The sequence below is a fragment of the Nostoc paludosum FACHB-159 genome (genome assembly GCF_014698835.1).
Lineage (GTDB): Bacteria > Cyanobacteriota > Cyanobacteriia > Cyanobacteriales > Nostocaceae > Nostoc > Nostoc paludosum.
This window is the reverse complement of the sequence record NZ_JACJTU010000004.1, coordinates 88,335-106,354: the sequence shown is the minus strand read 5'-3', so window position 1 is coordinate 106,354 and position 18,020 is coordinate 88,335. Positions and strand designations below refer to the sequence as shown.

The window sequence follows — 18,020 nt, the reverse complement described above, 5'->3', positions numbered from 1 at the left end:
GTTGTTTGGCACAGGAGTACATCAACGAGTGATGCTCCGTATTAGATATAAATAATTCGGTATGCATCCCCTTTCAAGCTTGTTTTGGCATATCCGGATGATTTAGAAAATTTTGATCGCTTTATCAAAAAGAAACTCCAGAACCGCCTAAGGCGTTCTGGAGCAGTAACAGGTTTCTAACATAAATAAATTTTTACCTATGCGATCGCCAGATGTCGTTAGGGTATATACTCAAATGTATTTTATGTCTCATCAACTCCAAATAGATCAACAGATTACCTTCTTCTATACCCACGACCTTAATGCGTCTACAGAATTCTACGAACAAAAGTTAGGCTTCGAGTTGTGGCTTGACCAAGGTAGCTGTCGAATTTACAGTGTTACTGGCTCTGGATACTTGGGGTTATGCCAAGCAAGTGAAACATCAATTCTTTCATCTGAAAACGAATCACGTGTTATTTTTACCTTGGTAACACAGCAGGTAGATGAATGGTTTGAATATCTCCAACAACGTGGCATCAGGTTTGAAAAGCCACCAACAATGAATAAAAAGTATAATATTTATCATTGTTTTTTACGCGATCCCAGTGGTTATTTAATCGAAATTCAACGTTTTGAGACTAATAACGAAAAAAGACATAACTAAATGTTATGTCTAGACACTGAATTTACAGGGCAGGATTTGTACAGGTTAGAACTTGCTGATTTACTAGGGTACATGATAACGATTAATGCCCTATGGTCATCATCGTTAGGTATGTACCTTTTCTTCTACAGAGTTATCAAGGCAGTTTGCGAGGTTTATGCAGCCAGCCTCAAACTTTTACATTTCTTTACAATTAGCTGCGTAGGCGTAGCCAGCCTGAGGTATCGCTTTGAAATTTTTCATACAGAAAGTAGGATATAGCAGTGCTAAATAAGTTAGGAACAAATCCACTTATGTACAAATGCGATGAGCCGTGTCTCTACTCCATGAGCTTATAGATCAAATAGGATTGCTATACAGTCGTCGATCTAAGAATGTTTCATGGGTTTTTAGAGCTACTTTTTACAGTATCTTCCTTGGCAATAATACTGATTGTAGAGCTATTATTTTTAAGTAATTATTAAGATGTTATCTTAGGGTGACTACATGAGTGGCGTAAACCTGAAATGGGTAAACACGACATTACGACTCAAAGGTTCAGTAGTACACGCCATTTACAAAAACGTTTTATGGTGTGGGTTTTTTGGATTTTTTGTTTCTATCCTTCATCATTTGCAGCTGCCTGTATCCCAACCTATTTTAGGTAGCGTTATCCCTAGTATTGTTTTGGGCTTGTTACTTGTATTTCGTACCAATACTGCTTATGAACGATTTTGGGAAGGGAGAAAATGTTGGGGTTCTATAGTAAATAATGTCCGAAATCTAGCGCGGCAGATTTGGGTATCCATTGACGAAATCTCTCCAGATGATAAAGATAATAAAATTGCAGCATTAAATTTATTAGTAGCTTTTGCTGTAGCGACCAAAATACACTTGCGCGGAGAAACCATTAATGACGAATTAGAAGAATTTATGCCATCTAGCAGATATCTCAAGCTGAAAATCATGAATAATCCTCCTATAGAAGTAGCTTTTTGGATAGGAGATTATTTACAGCAGCAATATTATCGTAATTGTATCAATAGCTACCAATTAACAGGAATGCAAGAATTATTGAATAATCTTGTGGATAATTTAGGTGCTTGTGAACGGATTTTAAAAACACCAATGCCGCTGGCTTATGCAATTCATCTAAAGCAATTACTGGTACTATATTGTTTACTACTGCCATTTCAAATTGTCAATAGTCTGGGTTGGTGGACAGGTTTAATTACTGCGTTAGTTGGGTTTACAGTCTTTGGCATTGAAGCCATTGGTTTGGAAATAGAAAATCCCTTTGGTTATGACGCCAATGACTTACCCCTAGATTTAATTTGCAAGACAATGAAACGCAACATTGATGATTTAATCAGCTTGACTCCAAGTGCGCGATCGCCTGAAAATAATGCCAGTTATTAAGTAAATTTAATAAATTATTTGAGATTTGCAACCTCACACAAATAAAACTTTTGAACAACGAAGATACTAATTAACTGAGTCATTAGTAAAAGTCTCAGTCTACTTCAACTTGACAAGACTTAACTTATTAATTGGAGTATGGGATTTTAGCGAACACGTAAGTTAGATTATTGAGTATTAAGTGCTACTTGTAAGTACTACTTACTTGTGACTTTTTGTTAGACTTAACAAAATCTCAAAATCCTTGCCAATACTGGGTTTTAGTCTTTTTTTATGGGCGAAAACACTATTTTTCAATCAAATATCTTGTCCTAAAACGTGGACAAATTGAATCTTTACTGTAGAATCAAAACCAACTTCAAACATATAAAATACGTATTACTTTTGGAGGTAGGATTATTAATCCTTCTAGCAACTTACCAGATGCCAAATTTGCTCCGAAAGCAGACTCCTCAGTCTTGCAAATTTCGGGTGGGCATCCCTTACGAGGTCATGTGAAAATTAGCGGGGCGAAAAATGCAGCATTGGTAATTATGGCTGGAGCCTTGCTGTGTCCAGGTGATTGTCGCATCCGTAATGTTCCCCTATTAGCCGATGTAGAGCGGATGGGTCAGGTGTTATCGGCTTTGGGTGTACGCTTGACACGACAAGGTGACATCTTAGACATCAACGCCAGCGAAATTAAAACATCAAAAGCTCCCTACGAACTAGTTACGCAATTGAGGGCGAGTTTTTTCGCCATTGGTGCGATTCTGGCAAGACTAGGAGTCGCGCAGATGCCTTTACCAGGCGGTTGTGCTATTGGGGCCAGACCAGTTGACTTGCATGTCCGGGGACTGCAAGCAATGGGAGCTGAAGTGCAAATCGAACACGGCATTTGTAATGCTTACGTTCCTGGCAGCAGCCGCAGGTTAAAAGGAGCGAAGATTTACTTAGATATCGCCAGCGTCGGAGCCACAGAAAACTTGATGATGGCGGCTACCTTAGCAGACGGCGAAACAATCATCGAAAACGCTGCCAGAGAACCGGAAGTAGTTGATTTAGCTAACTTCTGTAATGCGATGGGAGCAAAAATTAGTGGGGCGGGGACTAGCAGAATTATCATCGAAGGAGTCCCCAAGTTGCATTCTGTTGACTACAGTATTATCCCCGATCGCATTGAGGCAGGAACGTTTTTAGTCGCAGCAGCAATTACCCGCTCAGAACTCAGTCTCTCGCCGGTGGCTCCAGAACATCTCATACCAGTGATTGCCAAGCTGCGGGATATTGGAGTCACAATCATCGAGGAAGCACCGGAACACTTACGTATTTTCCCGGCAGAAACCTTGAAGGCAACAGATATAGAAACCCAATACCATCCAGGTTTTCCCACAGACATGCAAGCGCCGTTCATGGCTTTGCTGACATTGGCCGAAGGCGACAGCGTAATCAACGAATCTGTATTTGAAAATCGCTTGCGTCATGCCTCAGAGTTAAATCGTTTGGGGGCAGATATTCGCGTCAAAGGCAATGCTGCTTTCGTTCGGGGAGTACCTAAGCTGTCTGGCGCACCGGTATTAGGCACAGACTTGCGAGCATCAGCAGCGCTAGTCTTGGCAGGACTAGCCGCAGAAGGACAAACCACAATTCAGGGATTGCAGCACCTCGATCGCGGCTATGATCGACTTGATGTGAAGTTGCAGCAATTAGGCGCTAAAATCCTGCGGGTGGGCGAAGTATCACCAGATTTAGAAATCCTTCCCAGCGTCAGTAGTCTGTGAAGTTGTGATGCTTTGATGAGGTAGACAAGGTAGACAAGGGGGACAAGGGAGACAAAGCAATCTTTCTCCCTCGTCTTTCCCCTCTCCCTTGTCTCCCTTTGTGCCCTACCCCCTCCATAAAGCCGACCCTACTTAATCGCTATACTATCTGTGGGAGGCTGTTTACTTAACCAGCCAGCTTCCATACTTATATTTTTTATAGCTTGCTGCACTATGTCCTTCTTCAAAACCCCCCTGATTGGTTTAAAAGCTGACTCATTTCGCCATCCATTAGACCTAGAATCTACTAATGCGCTCAAGCAGATACCAGGCATCGATATGTTGGTGCGAAATTGGCTAGGGCCAATGGCAGAGCAGGTTTTTTATGTGGAAAATATTGCCTCAAGTGTTCTAGTGGGTGAAAAACAACTGCCTGATTTACACCAGTTGCTGTTAGAAGCTTGCAAAATCTTGGATATAGAGCCTCCCCAGTTGTACGTCCGACAGCATCCGGCTCCTAATGCTTACACTTTTGCGGTGCGCGGTAAGCAGCCTTTTATTGTCTTGCACACATCTTTAATTGATATTCTCACACCAGAGGAAATCCAAGCGGTAATTGCCCACGAGTTGGGACATCTCAAGTGTGACCATAGCGTTTACTTAACGCCTGTAAATTTATTAATATTAGCTGCGGCAATTGTCCCCAATGTTGGAGGCTTCATTGCCCAAGCGATACAAGCACAACTTTTGGAATGGGTACGCTGTGCTGAGTTTACCTGCGATCGCGCCGCATTGCTAGCAACCCAAGACCCCAAAGTTGTGATGTCGGTGTTGATGAAACTAGCTGGTGGTTCTCCCGCCTTAGCACCCCAACTAAACCTCGATGCTTTTGTTGCTCAAGCCCGTGCTTACGATGATATTAGCAAGACCGAACTCGGTGAAATGGTCAAAGCTGCCCGCACAGCCCAATTAACCCATCCAGTACCAGTACTACGGGCGCGAGAAATTGACCGCTGGGCAAGCAGTACAGAATATCAATCTTTAATTGAAGGTCACGGACTCAAGCCGACGATTGATGAAGTTGCACCCAAAGGCGGCTGGCGAAACTGGTAAATCTACTTACAGGCTTTGCTCAACCATGAGGATAGTGGTTTAACAAAGCCTTCTAAAGTACAAGCACAAAAACTAAGAGCAATTTCTCAGCAGCGGATTATTGGTGAAGTAGTAGGTAGTTTAAATCCAGAAACAATAGTATTAGTTGATGCGGCACTGAAATTGTATTTAGGATTGGGTTGAGTTTGACAGGAGTTTAGCAATTGTACGATGGGCTAGGCTCCACCAAAGGCGATCGCACTTGCTGTCTCTCTTAACTCATCGAAGAAGCGTCTGGTCACTATTGTAAAGTACTGGTACATCTAAAAAATTAACTAATGACCAGGTTTCCCTACGACCAGTTCGCAAAAGACTATCTTAAAGAATTGTTACAACCACTCGGAGAAGTGGAAACAAGTCGCAAAGTTCCGGCACAAATCCGCGAGATTGATGTTTATTTTATACCTTCATCTCAATCAAGCGAGACGATAGAATTAGGATTGTTAGGTAAATTTGCAGCCGAACCTGCTTTAATTGAACCATTTAGAAATGCGGCGACAATTGCAGAAATTCGCAGTTGCATGAATAAGTTATTTGATATATTTGCCGAAATCAAGCGCCAAACCAAAGTTGATAAAAACCGAATTCCAGAATCAGAATTACCACGTTTGTGGATTTTGTCACCCACGGTTTCTGAATCTATCTTAAATGGTTTTAGAACTAGCTCAGATGAAGATAACTGGGGAGTAGGAGTACATTTTCTCGCCGAGTATTTAAGAACATCTATTGTCGCTATTCACCAATTACCTTCTACACAAGAAACATTATGGTTGAGAATTTTAGGCAAGGGTAGAGTCCAGCAACAAGCCATAGATGAACTAGAAGCACTTCCCCGAAATAATCCCTTGCGTTCTAAGGCAATAGATTTATTATTGAGTTTAAAGACGACCTTAGAAGTAAATCAAAATATAGACGACGAGGATAGAGATTTAATTATGCGCTTATCACCCATTTACGAGCAAAAATTAGCGGAAGCTAAACAAGAAGGAATTCAAGAAGGACTGGACGAAGGAATTCGAGCAGAACGTCGTAATGTTATAGAAAATTTGTTGCGAGTTAGGTTTGGTTCTTTAGATCCAGAACTAATCATAATTATTGAACCTTTATTGGCATTATCTCCAGAACAATTTACTCCTTTATTGCTGCAACTATCACGGGAAGAGTTATTAAATAGGTTCCTCGGCGATTTATCATAACTTTGATGGGATTAACAAACATCCCATCCCTTAACCCACGATCGCTACCATGACAGCTGTACCCAACGAAGATCGTTTTCAACCCATTAACCTGTTTGAGTACGAAAAGCTCGCAAAACACTATCTATCTCAAATGGCCCTTGATTACTACAGTAGTGGAGCCTGGGACGAAATCACCCTGCGAGACAACCGTACCGCCTTTGAGCGAATCAAGTTACGACCTCGTGTTTTAGTCGATGTTAGCGATCGCCATCTTAATACCTCCATTTTAGGACAACCCCTGCAACTACCTTTGTTGATTGCACCAATGGCTTTTCAATGTCTGGCTCATCCCGACGGCGAAGTTGCTACGGCTTTAGCTGCGGCATCAGCTGGTGTGGGCACGATCTTAAGTACAATGGCAACAAAGAGCATTGAAGAAGTAGCAACTGCGTGCGAACAATTTCCAGATTCGGTACGCTGGTTTCAACTTTACATCCACAAAGACCGGGGATTGACTCGCGCCTTGGTAGAAAAAGCTTATAAATCAGGTTATAAAGCACTTTGCCTGACCGTAGATGCACCAGTCCTCGGACAGCGCGAAAAAGATAGACGTAATGAGTTTGCTTTACCTTTAGATCTACATCTAGCGAATCTCGCAACTATCTCAGGGCTGGATATTTCCCATGAAAAAGGTGAATCGGGGTTGTTTACCTATTTTGCCCAACAACTCAACCCAGCAGTTACTTGGAGTGACTTGGAATGGTTGCAGTCCATATCTCCACTACCCTTAGTAATCAAAGGAATTTTACGCCCAGATGATGCATTGCGGGCTGTGGAATATGGGGCCCAAGCAATTATTGTTTCTAATCATGGAGGCAGACAACTTGATGGTGCAATCGCTTCTTTAGATGCTCTCGCTGAAATTGTGCCAGCAGTCAATGGTAAGGTAGAAGTATTGCTAGATGGAGGTATCCGTAGGGGTACAGACATTCTCAAAGCCTTAGCATTAGGAGCAAAAGCAGTACTCATCGGCCGACCCATTTTGTGGGGGCTAGCAGTAGCAGGACAAACCGGTGTATCTCATGTCATCTCACTTCTACAAGATGAGTTAAATATCGCAATGGCACTTAGCGGCTGTGCCAAGCTACAAGATATTGACGCTAGTTTATTAAAGTTTGCACACATTTAAGCGTTAAACTTCAGCGAATCCCTCCAAGAGTAGGGAAACACATCCTGGTTATAGATCTTTTGTTTGCAAATACTTGCTAGCTGTCTAAAAAACTAGATCGGGATACAGCTTCGATGAGCGTAAAACTATTCATCACAGCAAAACTTTGAGAATCAATCTTGAAATTTGTTGTTGCAAAATTAGTAAATAGGCTATAATAGTGAAGTTGAATATAAGGGCGGGTGGCGAAACTGGTAGACGCACCACACTCAAAATGTGGCGACCTTGCGGTCATAGGAGTTCGATTCTCCTCCTGCCCACTACCAAAAAACTTAATATTTTTCATGTTACAGAGAATATGTAGCTTGAAATTACGTCATAATTAAGAGAAATCAATAAATATCAGGTAATTTATGTTATATTATTGCAATATGGTGTATTTTACAATCATAAAGTAAACAAATATACTATAAAATATACATGATTACAGGATTTTTGGTCTCCTGTAGTTAACTATATAAATATCACAGAGGTCAAACTAACTTTATGCGACTTAAAAGATGGGAATCTCCCCGAAAAGAAGGGAGGAATGATAAGGGTAGAGGCGGTTCTGCTAGAAAGCGGCAACTCAAAAAGCAAAGGCAAATGTTACGGCAAAGGCTTAAGGAAGGTAACAAAGCCAACGAAAACAAAGAAAACAAAAATAATACAGCAGGGGAAGATAAGTTTATCTTCCCTTTATTTTTTGCTTTTTGCTTTGAGCAAAAAATAAAAATTATGAATTTTTAAATACTGGCTTTGAGTTTAATCTGTAATAATAAAGAAATAATAAAAGTTTTTGAAAAAAATAACTATAATCTAACCTCTTAAGCCAAGCGCATACCTACGTACCAAAATTATGACATTGATTTTCTAGTATTTTTCCTAGCTTTCAAAAGAAGGTGTAACGAATATTACGTAATACAAAACATAATCTTTAGGAATTTATCGCAATTGTAATGCTTACATGAATCAATCAAAAATTAATTATGAAGGAAATATGAATTTTGTCAAACAGCCTCTGAAATCCTTTGGTTAAACCAGTAAACTAAAACACAGCAAAGAATAATTCTAGTATTACCGGAAAAACCCAAAAGTATACAGAGAAGGCAATTGCACCTCCATGTGTTAACTTCCAAAGGTAACACAAGCCTAAAAAAAAGGCCAGGAGTTATCTAATCTGAATTGTTCAATATTCGGAATGGTCTAGGTAATCTATGGATTCTTTTATTGGACACAGGAATTATTTATGGTGGCAAGAGTGCTTCTACCTACTCAAAAAGTACTTGATTTTCCTATTACGGCTCTACGCTTTAACGACCAGGTACAAACAATACTCAAGTGGGCAAATAAGCGTGAGAGTAGAAGTGTATACGTAGCAAATGTGCATATGCTGATTGAAGCTCATTGGAACCCAGAGTTTGCCAGCTTATTACGAAATGCAGATATAGTTACCCCCGATGGTATGCCTCTTGTATGGATGATGCGGAAAATGGGAGCTATCTACCAAGACCGCGTTGCGGGGATGGATATTTTTCTGGCTTTGTGTCAGTTATCTCAAACACAAAATCTCAGTATTTTCTTTTTGGGTTCCCAAACAGAAATTCTTTCGAGAATGGAAAAAAGGTTAGAACGCGAGTTTCCTCAAATGAAGATAGCGGCTATGGAACCTCTGCCGTTTCGTCCCCTGACTCAAATTGAAGATGAAGCTTTGATTCAAAAGATTAATTCGAGTGGTGCGAACGCTGTCTTAGTCTCTTTAGGATGTCCAAAACAAGAAAATTGGATAGCTCAACATAAGGGCAAAATCCAAGCTGTAATGATTGGACTGGGTGGAGTTTTCCCAGTTTATGCAGGAATCCACAAACGCGCACCTCGGATAATTCGAGACTTAGGGCTTGAGTGGCTATATCGATGGATTCAAGAACCACGTCGGCTTTTTGGTCGCTATTCTAAAACAATTCCGCTCTTTATATGGCTAGCTACTAAGCAATTAGTGTCATCAAGTCGTATTGCAGCAGTCTTCCTGCAAGAAACTGGAGACTAAGTAAAGTCAAAAAAATATAAATATGTCTATGCTCTTATAAGCAAAGATTAGCAGATTTACACATTACCTCAAATTCCAAAATATAAGTACCCATTTATTTAATACCGAAATTTAAAAGACTCACTTATCAGTGAATTCTATGGGAACAAAGTTTATTAAAAAGTTATAAATCTATAAAAAGATTATGGTAGACTCTTATTCAAGGTTGAGTGCTGAGGAATAAAAGTATACTTAAAAATAGTACGCATCGATTACTAAGTGTTTAAATTCGATTTGATTTTTCAAAAACCGCTTACTTTATAATTACATCGCAAATACTTTAATGAAATTACCTAAATATTTATCAAAATTATGACATGCTCTAGAAAGTTGCGATCGCCAAGCAGTTTCTATAGTTATTTTATTCGTCCTAGTTCCTTCAATCGATCGAGAAACTTACTTTAATTGGTTAGCATCTTTTATTATGATTGTGCAGATTTTCATCCAAGACGCACAACCGCTGAAGTTTTGATTACAAGTCTTTTTGAGATTTCAGAGATAACTAGGACACTTACTTAATTAACGTCAAATTAACCACTAATTTATAGTAGATAGCAGAGAGCAAAGATGAAAATTGGAATTTTAACTTTTCACCATGTCACTAATTACGGAGCAACACTCCAAGCTTGTGCCCTTTGGACTTTCCTTAATAGCCAAGGTTATGATGTTGAAATCATAGACTATCGACCTCTAAAGATAGTATGGAAATACCTCAGGCCTTTAATTCCCCTGAAACAGCCTGAAAAAATCCTTGTTAACATTCCAAGAGCTTGGAAAATGAGACGGTTTTTACTTTCTCATGTGAAGTTGAGTCCGAAAAAATTCTATGATAAAAAAGGCTTGGAATACTATCGCGATAAGTATGACGTAGTAATATGCGGCAGCGATCAAATATGGTGTCTAGATTCATTTAGAGGTTTTGATTCTGCTTTTTTTTTGGATTTTGTTAGCAAAGAAACTACCCGTAAGATAAGCTACGCCGCTAGCTTTGGTAATACGGTAAAGTTAGGAAAATACCACGAAACAATCCGCAATTTAATCGATCAATTTCAAACTATTTTAGTTCGCGATTCTAATAGCGCAAATATTATTAATAACGAATGTAACCAAAAAGCAATAAAAGTTTTAGATCCTACTTTTTTAATTAAGTATGACGCTATTAAAACACCTCCGAAAATTCAAGGTAAATATCTTTTGTTATATTTCCATGCGGAAATAGAACCAGAAGAAGAAGAATTTATCAAATCATTAGCCAAATCTGAAAATCTCACTATAGTTTCGGTAGATCAACCTAAAAAAATAGCACAGATAAATCTGGAAAGTGCTAGTCCAAAAGAGTGGGTTGGGCTATATAGTGAAGCATCTTACATAGTGACTAACACCTTTCACGGCACTATATTTTCTCTGCTTTTCCAAAAACCTTTTAATGTATTTCTCCGTAGCGACAAACAGAATAAAGTCACAGATCTTCTCAGAGATTTAAATTTAGAAAACCGGATATTTTCCGTTAAGGGAAAACCCCAGCCAAGCCAGGAAGAAATTTTTGATATTGATTATGAATCAGTATCAAAAATATTAGAATCAAAAATACTCGAATCAAAACAACATTTACTTCAAGCAATTTCACTAGAAACAGTTGATGATAGAAATAAGGTGGTTATGTAATCAGGAGTAAAAATAATAAAAATGTCTAATTTGAAAATTGAATCTTTAACATCGAATAGTCTTTCCCACTATAGAACTCAACATCACTTTCAGCGAGTAGGAGAGCTTAATAGTATTGACGATCTTCAGGAATACTGTAATTGGTCCCAAGAAAATAAAGTAAATATTTACATAATTGGAAATGGTTCTAATACATTATTTGCGAAAAAGAATATCCAATCATTGATCTTGAAAAATAAACTACCTAAATATATAAAACCTCTAGGTGAAAATAGAGTAGAAGTCTCTTCTTCTGTTTCAATCATGGAGGTATTAAAATACTGTTACCAAAACTCTGTAGATTCTTTTTATTATCTTGCGTCTGTACCGGCAACTATTGGTGGTGCATTAGCAATGAACGCTGGTAGGGGAAGGCAACACAAATGTACGATATATGACTTTGTTGAAAGTGTAACTTTCTTTGAAAATGGCTCTATAAAAACACTTGATAATAGTGAAATTGTACGAGATTATCGACAAACTATATTCACTGGTGTCCACTCCAAACTGATATTGAGCGCAGTTTTCAAATTTGAACCAGCCGAATTTACAGAAAGTCCTATAGTTTCAAGACAGCATTGGGCAAAAGAACATCAAGATAATACAGCACCTAACTGTGGTTCGGTATTCAAAACTGCGAATTTTAAAATACTTAGTAAGCTCAGAGGTATGTCTATTGGCAAAGCTATGTTTTCTGCCAAAACAACTAATTGGATACTGACTAAATCACAAAATAGCCATGCAATACTTTTGTTGATTAAAATAGCTCAAATTTTACATTTTGTCAGCGGGCAAAAAATTGAACTCGAACTAATTGTAATTGATTAATTTGTTTAAAAAATAAATTAATGCTTGAAGCAGGAATTTTTTGAGCGATCGCCTGCTTACATACACCACTGAGGAAATCTTAGGTTATTATACCCCTACTTGTAATATGTCCTGCTTGTGAAGAACATAGACTAGGTATTGTCCAAACTCTTCACGTCTATTGGCTTGCTTGTGCCAAAGCAATCCCTTTTCAACATGCCAAGGTTTGTGCGATCGCTTTGGAAACTCACTGCTGTATTCTAGGACTGTGTAAAAATCCACCATTCAAAATCAACTATAAAAATACTTGACACAAACCCATGACTAGCTGTTATATTAATTAGGGTGAAGTTGTTGGGGCGTAGCCAAGTGGTAAGGCAGCGGGTTTTGGTCCCGCCATCCCTAGGTTCGAATCCTAGCGCCCCAGTAAAGAAAAAGACAGGCATAAAACAGCCTGTCTTTTTGCATTTGGATTTAAACAACTTAAGATTTATTCTTTAAGAATTACTTATCAGGCGACTTCAGAGCTAGATCCAGAACTTGCCGAGCTTGTTCTGCTTTAGCTCGTGCTTCCTGATAACGCACATTAGCTTGGGCAAAATTTTTCAGAACTTTAAAGCCTTCCTTGAGGCGAGTAATTTCCTCTTCACTCACCGATTCGTCAGTGAACAGAACATCAACTGCTTTCCGAATCTCCAAGGCTTCAGTCCGTGATTCTTGAACTTTTAGCTTGAGCGTCGCCAAGTTACTCAGAACTTGCACAGCTTGGGTAATAGCATCCTCACCGTTAGCACTATCAACACTTGGCTCTTTAACCTCAATTAATTGTTGAGGGCCAAATCCTTCTTCTAGTTCCGTGGGTAGCTTACCTGCATCCATCAGTTCCATTAACTGATCCATTGCTTTGTCACGGGCTTTAGCTGAATCTTTTCCAGAAACAGTGAGGATAATTTCTGGGCTTTGGGCGAGAGTATACTGAACCATATTTAAGCAGAAAATTTGCTGGTTAATTAAACCAAGGATGATAATTATAACATGTTGTGTGTCATGTTATTTGTTAGTTTATTTATGCCTTTGAGGAGGGTTTTAAAATAAAACTTTATACTTGAAAAAAGAAGAGTATATTTTCGCAGGAGGGCAAAATAATGGCTCTCAATCCCACCATCATGCAAGCAGTGGAACATCTGGGTTACCGCGTCACCGTCGGTGATGTGGCAACTCAGGCAGGATTGAACGTTGCTGAAGCTAATCAAGGTTTGTTGGCATTAGCATCTGAGGCTGGCGGACATTTACAAGTAGCAGAACATGGTGATATTGTTTACCTATTTCCCAAAAATTTCCGTACAATTTTACGTAATAAATACTTCCAGTTACGATTGCAGGAATGGTGGAAAAAAGTTTGGAATGTACTGTTTTACTTAATTCGGATTTCTTTTGGTATTTTCTTAACTGTTTCCATCGCTCTGATAACTATTACCATCATTATTATCATTACCGCTGCCAATTCAGACCGTGACGGCGATAACCGAAGCAGTAATTCCGGCGGTGGGTTCTTTTATTTCCCAAATTTATTTTGGTACTTTAGCCCAGATTATGACACTCACTACCAGCAACAGCGGCATGAAAGGCGACAACAAAGCGATTTGAATTTCTTTGAAGCTGTGTTTTCCTTTTTATTTGGCGATGGTAATCCTAATGCCAATTTAGAAGAACGTCGCTGGCAAGAAATTGCTACGGTGATTCGCAATAACCGTGGCGCAGTGGTAGCCGAACAAATTTCCCCATATCTCGATGACATTGGGGAGGAATATCAAAGAGATTACGAAGATTATATGCTACCGGTTCTGACACGATTTAATGGGCAACCATCCGTCAGCGAACAAGGGCAAATTGTATATTACTTCCCAGAGTTGCAGGTAAGTGCAGCTAAAAACCGTCGTCGTTCAATAGCAGTTTACTTAGAGGAATTTCCTTGGCGTTTTAGTGCTGCAAGTTCAGGACAAATTATGCTCAGTGCTGGCTTGGGCATACTCAATTTTGTTGGCGCTTTAGTGTTGGGAAGCTTATTGAGAGATGGTACTGTTGCTGCTCAATTAGGGGGACTGGTAGCTTTTGTTCAAGGAATTTATTGGGTGCTGTTGGCTTATGGAATTGGTTTTTTAGGCATACCGTTATTGCGTTATTTTTGGATTCAGTGGCGGAATAAAAAAATTGCTGCACGCAACCGCGATCGCCTTTCTCGCGCTAGGCTATTAGCAAGCGCAGATAGTTCCTTGCAGCAAAAGCTTGACTTTGCCCATCAGTTTGCGGCAGAAAAAGTAATTGGCGATGAAGAATTGGTTTACTCCACTGAAACCGACTTACTAGAACAGGAAGTTGAACGTTCTGCACAAATTGATGCTGAATGGCAACGGCGGTTGGATGAAGGGAATAGGCAATAGGCAATAGGCAATAGGCAATAGGCAATAGGCAAAAAGGCATATTGCCTATTGCCTCTTCACGTTGGCGTATCATATTAAACTATCGTGGAGAAACTTTTCAGAGATTTTATCAGTCTGGTTCTCCAAATTCTGCAAGAATACGCCAATGTCATCTTCTGCTCAAGGTATCCCTGGATTACCTGATTTAACACATCCCACTGAGCTTGTGCAATTTGGAACTCAAGCACTGAAAGCTTCGGTATTATTAGTATTTTTAGTTATAGCTTTAGGAATTGCGATCGCTCTGGTGAGTTTTTCTCTACGCCGCCACCAAGGCGAGAATGTTATTGTCATTGGTGAATGGGCTGTTCGTTATTCCCAACTGCTGCGGGGATTACAACATTTAACTTTAGTATTAATTCTGTTAGTGCCGGGATTTTTTCTCTGTTCAACTTTGAGCAACCGCTACCATCACTGGGAACAAGCAAAGGTGGCTCAAGTGGTAGAAAGCGTTGCAGGTGAAAGGCTAGAACAGTCTGCGCCACAAGTGCGCTACTCTATTCAAGAGCCATACTCTTATACCACCCAAGTCAACGGCAAGATAGTTAAGGTAAATGATACGCGAGAAGTTACCCGCTTCTTGACGTTGGGTGGTTCGCAAATTCAAGTCAAACTCGACCAAAGCGTAGATGTTCCAGGTCGCAGTTCAATTTATCGTGTGGAATATACCGCTGATTATAAAGTAGTTAATCAACTCAACGATATTAATAATTTTTTCTTTGAAGCACCGCCGCCTAACGGCTATTCGCTGCTTGCTAGCTACAAGGTAGAGCGTGACGGTACTAGATTACAACAAACCAATCCCGGAGACTATGGCTTTCCCTTCCGTCTGCAACCAGGGGAAGCAACCACGTTTCGAGTTACCTATCAAGCTCAAGGAGGGCCGCGTTGGGTTTACAGCGCCGAAGGACAGTTGCTTTCTAACTTCCGCCTCACCGCAACTGCTAACTTTGCTCCGGCTGATTTCGCCAGTGGTGTTGTACCGAATGAGATTAAAGTTGATGGACGCAGCACTCAATTTACTTGGATATTTAACGATAATGTTTCAGTGAAAAATCCATTTGGAGTGTTTACCAACACAGAACCCATTCGTCACACTGGTATCATTCCGCGGCTGTTGTTGCTAGCACCAGCAATATTTTTGTGGTGGATATTATTGTTATATTTATCACTGCCAATGAATTTCAAAAATATAGCGATCGCTGGTAGTATTTTCTTTGCTTGTCTATTAGCTTTGACCTATCTCGCTCGTTTGATAAATCCTCAATTGGCTTGGGCTTTCATTTCCATCATCTTATTGTTTTTGACATGGGGATTAGGTGCTAGCCGCAGTACTTCCCTTGCTGCTATCATCTGCACTATTGCTGGAGCAGTATTACCTATATTTGGATTGTTAGTACCGTTTAGCGGCCTCACCCTCAGTCTCGCGGGTTTGCTTTCTGCCATCTGGCTAGCAGTTCGTCACTGGTACGGTTGGTTCAGTTTGCATCCAGAAGACCAAAGATTACAGGTTCAGAGAAACGGTAGAGATTAAGAAACTCCAAGAAATAAATTATCTTGCTTTAAGTTGATGACTGTTGACCATTGACTGTGAACAGTGCAATATTTTTTATTACTCACAAGCGATTAGCCGGACATGATATCACGGTAATCTGATTATGATAAGCAAAGTTTTAGCTAATAATACTCATGGATGGCGATTTACTAACTTTCTTTGCAGCTGCTGGGTTACTGATTCTCTATCTCATCTTCTCAGGATTGACGGAAATGGGTACTAAATTCCCTTGGAAAAAATAAGCTAATCGGGCGATGAATTGAGGAATGGACAGTTTCTAAAATCAAAAATACAGAAGAATTCAGAATTCAGCACTCAGAATTCTAAATTCAAAATTACAATAGGCTCTGTACCTAGCTAACAAAGCTAGATACAGATTTACACTTCTCAACCTTATTGGACTTGGAAAAAGCTGTAAATATCGATTAGGCTGGGCTATTATATTTAATTCATTGAGAGAATACCAAATGAGCGACCCACAGAAGAACCAAATTAAAATTGAGCCAGCAACCCTCGTTTTGATTGTGTCTGTCTTAATATTTTTGCCTCTGCTGGTTGTTGGTTTTTTCTCCCAGTGAAACTATAGCAGGCAATAAGCAATAGGTAATAGGCCAAGAAAGTTTTTTGCGATCTGGGTTTTACGGGAAGCTAAACCTGTACATAGGTACGGGCGTACAGTAGCAACTATAGCACCAGGCAGGAGGCAGCTATGCTGGAGGTAAAAGTATTACGATTCCTAGCATTCAAGCTTTTAAAATGTCCTAACCTATGTGACTACCGCTATACTACCCCATTACGATCTTGGGTATACCAAATTTTTACAGGTATATTTTCTTCCTCTTAACTTGTTGTTGTTTTGTTAACGGTTAATTGTCAACCCTCAACAGCCAACAATATGGGTAACTGTGCAATAAACTAATCGTAAAATCATGGCATCAACAGATTTTGAAGCCTGTTGGCTATACTTCGACTTCTCTACGAGACGCTACGCGTAGCTTGCTTCCCCGTAGGGGTACGCTCAGTACAAGTTGCCTGTTCCCTACAATATCCCAGATTCCTTAATATTATGTTCAAATATTCTAAATATTTTCAAAAACACAAAATATTGACTATACCTGCTCTAGCGTATTGCCATATCTAAAAAAAATAGAAGATTTTATATCTACCTTGAGAAACAAAAATGGAATTTTCAATTATGTCTCAAGATTTATGAAATCCTGACAAACAATGCCTATAGTTGGGTCTTAGGTGGTGAAACACCTGATTTTGTAAGTGAGGCCAATAATCATGTCATATCAAATAATTGCATCAGAGTTGCTACTCGATTTATCTGATGAGCAACAACAGCTGTTAGCTGGCGGCGTTGACTCAGAGAATAGTCGCAGCATCTACGGTCAAAACCAAGGATTTATACAAGGAACAACTAGTTCCGGTCCCCAAGGCAGCAGTTCTAATTCCCTAGCCAGTAAGAGTAAGTTAATTACTGGGGCACAAGATACTCTAAGCTTGGGAGGAGAAGGTTTTCCTCGCCTTTTGAGACGCTTTGCTAGATAACTTGTACAAATCATCTGTTAAACTAGAGCGCTGAAGATAAAACAGCTAATTGCGAGTAGTGACTGTCAAAAAGTTAAGAGTCGAGAACGAATCAATGTTTCTAGCAGACTCATTGTTTGTTGATACTCCTTTCCAGTATCAAAATCTGGACTTTTGACCCCAATAATTCATATTCCAGGTGTTAGCCTACTCCAATTTTTTTAACAGACTGCGAACTCCACTATTGTAATAGTGGTAAGCAATATAGGCGCTCAGGTTTCTTAGTTCTTAAGCACTGGAATCAGTTGCTGGTTCCAGAGCTTTTCTCAAAATTTCGCATTTGGATAACCCAATAACTTGGCTAAATGCCTTTTTTATATTGAGAGGTAAGTTGCACAAGTATTTGTCACCTATTAAGCAAAACTGCCACCTTTTCGGTCTACATAAATAACGTTAGTAACACTTCACAAAATTCTTGAAGCTTGAGTTAAATTATTCTTACCAGCGTCACAAATTTGAGTTCTGTATTACTCTT

General features: G+C 39.6%; 16 protein-coding genes and 2 tRNA genes. 16 read left to right on the top strand and 2 right to left on the bottom strand.

Annotated features, from left to right (window positions below; genetic code table 11):
- The first annotated feature begins 244 nt into the window (after positions 1 to 244).
- The 12 genes from H6H03_RS05710 (at position 245) to H6H03_RS05655 (ending at position 11,938) form a co-directional block, all read left to right on the top strand.
- Positions 245 to 646 (top strand): VOC family protein, encoded by a 402-nt coding sequence (locus tag H6H03_RS05710; RefSeq protein ID WP_190954175.1) that lies wholly within the window; start codon positions 245 to 247, stop codon positions 644 to 646.
- Positions 647 to 1,132: 486 nt separating this feature from the next.
- Positions 1,133 to 2,044 (top strand): bestrophin family protein, encoded by a 912-nt coding sequence (locus H6H03_RS05705; RefSeq protein ID WP_190954174.1) that lies wholly within the window; start codon positions 1,133 to 1,135, stop codon positions 2,042 to 2,044.
- A 398-nt stretch (positions 2,045 to 2,442) separates the two neighbouring features.
- Positions 2,443 to 3,804, top strand: coding sequence for a UDP-N-acetylglucosamine 1-carboxyvinyltransferase (gene murA, locus H6H03_RS05700; protein WP_190954330.1), 1,362 nt, complete (start codon positions 2,443 to 2,445; stop codon positions 3,802 to 3,804).
- 213 nt (positions 3,805 to 4,017) lie between these two features.
- On the top strand, positions 4,018 to 4,896 hold the full coding sequence (locus tag H6H03_RS05695; protein WP_190954173.1) for a M48 family metallopeptidase: 879 nt from the start codon (positions 4,018 to 4,020) through the stop codon (positions 4,894 to 4,896).
- A 15-nt stretch (positions 4,897 to 4,911) separates the two neighbouring features.
- Positions 4,912 to 5,079, top strand: coding sequence for a type II toxin-antitoxin system PemK/MazF family toxin (locus H6H03_RS05690; RefSeq protein ID WP_199338800.1), 168 nt, complete (start codon positions 4,912 to 4,914; stop codon positions 5,077 to 5,079).
- A 134-nt stretch (positions 5,080 to 5,213) separates the two neighbouring features.
- Positions 5,214 to 6,131, top strand: a complete 918-nt coding sequence (locus H6H03_RS05685; RefSeq protein WP_190954172.1) for a hypothetical protein — start codon at positions 5,214 to 5,216, stop codon at positions 6,129 to 6,131.
- Positions 6,132 to 6,180: 49 nt separating this feature from the next.
- A complete protein-coding gene (locus H6H03_RS05680) occupies positions 6,181 to 7,302 on the top strand; it encodes an alpha-hydroxy acid oxidase (RefSeq protein WP_190954171.1) in 1,122 nt (373 codons plus the stop codon).
- A gap of 215 nt (positions 7,303 to 7,517) precedes the next feature.
- A tRNA-Leu gene (locus H6H03_RS05675) sits at positions 7,518 to 7,601 on the top strand.
- Positions 7,602 to 7,827: 226 nt separating this feature from the next.
- Positions 7,828 to 8,070, top strand: coding sequence for a hypothetical protein (locus H6H03_RS05670; RefSeq protein WP_190954170.1), 243 nt, complete (start codon positions 7,828 to 7,830; stop codon positions 8,068 to 8,070).
- Between the two features lie 499 nt (positions 8,071 to 8,569).
- On the top strand, positions 8,570 to 9,367 hold the full coding sequence (locus H6H03_RS05665; protein ID WP_190954169.1) for a WecB/TagA/CpsF family glycosyltransferase: 798 nt from the start codon (positions 8,570 to 8,572) through the stop codon (positions 9,365 to 9,367).
- A gap of 606 nt (positions 9,368 to 9,973) precedes the next feature.
- Positions 9,974 to 11,071 (top strand): polysaccharide pyruvyl transferase family protein, encoded by a 1,098-nt coding sequence (locus H6H03_RS05660; protein ID WP_190954168.1) that lies wholly within the window; start codon positions 9,974 to 9,976, stop codon positions 11,069 to 11,071.
- 21 nt (positions 11,072 to 11,092) lie between these two features.
- Positions 11,093 to 11,938, top strand: coding sequence for an FAD-binding protein (locus H6H03_RS05655; RefSeq protein ID WP_190954167.1), 846 nt, complete (start codon positions 11,093 to 11,095; stop codon positions 11,936 to 11,938).
- Between the two features lie 87 nt (positions 11,939 to 12,025).
- On the opposite strand, the gene H6H03_RS05650 is transcribed toward H6H03_RS05655, so the two are convergent.
- Entirely contained in the window at positions 12,026 to 12,202 is a 177-nt protein-coding gene (locus H6H03_RS05650) for a hypothetical protein (protein ID WP_190954166.1), read from the bottom strand.
- Positions 12,203 to 12,272: 70 nt separating this feature from the next.
- On the opposite strand from H6H03_RS05650, the gene H6H03_RS05645 reads away from it, so the two are divergent.
- A tRNA-Gln gene (locus H6H03_RS05645) sits at positions 12,273 to 12,344 on the top strand.
- 77 nt (positions 12,345 to 12,421) lie between these two features.
- Here H6H03_RS05645 and H6H03_RS05640 read toward each other — a convergent pair.
- Complete coding sequence (locus H6H03_RS05640) at positions 12,422 to 12,901, bottom strand: hypothetical protein (RefSeq protein ID WP_096534367.1); 480 nt, start codon at positions 12,899 to 12,901, stop codon at positions 12,422 to 12,424.
- 161 nt (positions 12,902 to 13,062) lie between these two features.
- On the opposite strand from H6H03_RS05640, the gene H6H03_RS05635 reads away from it, so the two are divergent.
- The 3 genes from H6H03_RS05635 to H6H03_RS05625 all read left to right on the top strand — a co-directional run bounded on the left by H6H03_RS05635 (position 13,063) and on the right by H6H03_RS05625 (position 17,506).
- On the top strand, positions 13,063 to 14,358 hold the full coding sequence (locus H6H03_RS05635) for a hypothetical protein (RefSeq protein WP_190954165.1): 1,296 nt from the start codon (positions 13,063 to 13,065) through the stop codon (positions 14,356 to 14,358).
- Between the two features lie 145 nt (positions 14,359 to 14,503).
- Positions 14,504 to 15,931, top strand: a complete 1,428-nt coding sequence (locus tag H6H03_RS05630) for a hypothetical protein (protein ID WP_190954164.1) — start codon at positions 14,504 to 14,506, stop codon at positions 15,929 to 15,931.
- Positions 15,932 to 17,239: 1,308 nt separating this feature from the next.
- Positions 17,240 to 17,506: a CTB family bacteriocin gene (locus tag H6H03_RS05625; RefSeq protein ID WP_190954163.1), complete on the top strand. Its 267-nt coding sequence runs from the start codon at positions 17,240 to 17,242 to the stop codon at positions 17,504 to 17,506.
- Positions 17,507 to 18,020: the final 514 nt, after the last annotated feature.

What these genes read in the sequence shown, in the direction of transcription:
- H6H03_RS05710 (WP_190954175.1), top strand. Translation starts at nt 245, where the DNA reads ATGTCTCATCAACTCCAAATAGATCAACAGATTACCTTCTTCTATACC.
- H6H03_RS05705 (WP_190954174.1), top strand. Translation starts at nt 1,133, where the DNA reads ATGAGTGGCGTAAACCTGAAATGGGTAAACACGACATTACGACTCAAA.
- H6H03_RS05695 (WP_190954173.1), top strand. Translation starts at nt 4,018, where the DNA reads ATGTCCTTCTTCAAAACCCCCCTGATTGGTTTAAAAGCTGACTCATTT.
- H6H03_RS05685 (WP_190954172.1), top strand. Translation starts at nt 5,214, where the DNA reads ATGACCAGGTTTCCCTACGACCAGTTCGCAAAAGACTATCTTAAAGAA.
- H6H03_RS05680 (WP_190954171.1), top strand. Translation starts at nt 6,181, where the DNA reads ATGACAGCTGTACCCAACGAAGATCGTTTTCAACCCATTAACCTGTTT.
- H6H03_RS05670 (WP_190954170.1), top strand. Translation starts at nt 7,828, where the DNA reads ATGCGACTTAAAAGATGGGAATCTCCCCGAAAAGAAGGGAGGAATGAT.
- H6H03_RS05665 (WP_190954169.1), top strand. Translation starts at nt 8,570, where the DNA reads ATGGTGGCAAGAGTGCTTCTACCTACTCAAAAAGTACTTGATTTTCCT.
- H6H03_RS05660 (WP_190954168.1), top strand. Translation starts at nt 9,974, where the DNA reads ATGAAAATTGGAATTTTAACTTTTCACCATGTCACTAATTACGGAGCA.
- H6H03_RS05655 (WP_190954167.1), top strand. Translation starts at nt 11,093, where the DNA reads ATGTCTAATTTGAAAATTGAATCTTTAACATCGAATAGTCTTTCCCAC.
- H6H03_RS05650 (WP_190954166.1), bottom strand. Translation starts at nt 12,202, where the DNA reads ATGGTGGATTTTTACACAGTCCTAGAATACAGCAGTGAGTTTCCAAAG.
- H6H03_RS05640 (WP_096534367.1), bottom strand. Translation starts at nt 12,901, where the DNA reads ATGGTTCAGTATACTCTCGCCCAAAGCCCAGAAATTATCCTCACTGTT.
- H6H03_RS05635 (WP_190954165.1), top strand. Translation starts at nt 13,063, where the DNA reads ATGGCTCTCAATCCCACCATCATGCAAGCAGTGGAACATCTGGGTTAC.
- H6H03_RS05630 (WP_190954164.1), top strand. Translation starts at nt 14,504, where the DNA reads ATGTCATCTTCTGCTCAAGGTATCCCTGGATTACCTGATTTAACACAT.
- H6H03_RS05625 (WP_190954163.1), top strand. Translation starts at nt 17,240, where the DNA reads ATGTCATATCAAATAATTGCATCAGAGTTGCTACTCGATTTATCTGAT.